Here is a 1,102-nt window from a genome sequence, read left to right on the forward strand (position 1 = left end):
TGAATCCACCAACAACAGAAGATTCAGCAGTTTCCAAGTAGTTCAGGTCAGAAATGATCATGGCTTTTATCCTTTTTGTTTTTGAGTTAATCGCTCGCAGCAACCTGTGGTTGTTCTGTATGTAATATAGCTGGATGATTCAGACCTGTGTTGCCATTTTGGCAGATTAATTTTGACTCGAATTGCCAACAAAAAATGTAGACAACTCCATCTACCTGAGTAGGGCCCGCATGGCTCACTCATGGAAATAATGGGTTATTTTTCATTAAAAAAGACTATCAATCCACAATAGCTGAAATCTGGTTTCTGAGTATAAACTAATGAATTTGGCTAATGTTGCCAAAATGGCAAGATTTTTAAATAGGTTTTACCACGTGTCGATCGTGTTGCCATTGTGACCGATCGATCGCAAATCAGGATGTAAAGATAACTTGATGAATTTTTATTAAGAACCGGGTCGAAAAATGTTGTGTGGCTACTGAAAAACCCGATCGCCCGCAGCTCCTTCCACCAAAAATAGGTACACTCGATGCCAGCAACCGGGTTGTCGCGCGATCGGCTAAATTACTTGCCCGCAAAATTAAACCAGCGCGTCTTAAATCCCACAAAAAATCCTTGATTTGGAACATCAACCGCCGGCGCGGAGATATTTGAACCTTCGCCGCCGACTTGGGCGACAAAACCTGCGGTATCTGAGTGCAACTCGCTAAAAGCCTGAATTACATAACCACCTCGAACTCCGGCTCGTTTGTCCTTCGCCACTTCCACATAATCTAAATCCGCAATTTTGCCAAGCGACGGCGGAGTTTCCGATTTCCTGATTTGGGTATTTTCCTTGAGCAAGCGGTTAGAAGTGCGGTAGGGGATATAGTCGAGAGGGTTGTAACCCGTGCACCGCAAAAGTAAAAAACAAGCCCAAGAATACTTTCCTGCCAGAATCGCTGAAATTATCTCATCTAATTGTTCGGGTTTAATTCCAACTTGGGAATGATTGGCAGAATTGTTAAATTGCGAATTCATCGTTTTATCCTATTTTGCGTAAATTAATTGACTGTTGACTGTTGACTGTTGACTGTTGACTGTTGACTGTTGACTGTTGACT

The 1,102-nt window shown here is 42.4% G+C and carries 1 protein-coding gene; it reads right to left on the reverse strand.

Going from position 1 to position 1,102, the window contains the following annotated elements; translation table 11 throughout:
* Positions 1-564 precede the first annotated feature (564 nt).
* Positions 565-1,020, reverse strand: coding sequence for a HetP family heterocyst commitment protein (locus tag QT974_RS32255; protein ID WP_333472443.1), 456 nt, complete (start codon positions 1,018-1,020; stop codon positions 565-567).
* Positions 1,021-1,102: the final 82 nt, after the last annotated feature.

Source organism: Microcoleus sp. BM001215392 (assembly GCF_036700185.1).
Classification (GTDB): domain Bacteria; phylum Cyanobacteriota; class Cyanobacteriia; order Cyanobacteriales; family Microcoleaceae; genus Microcoleus.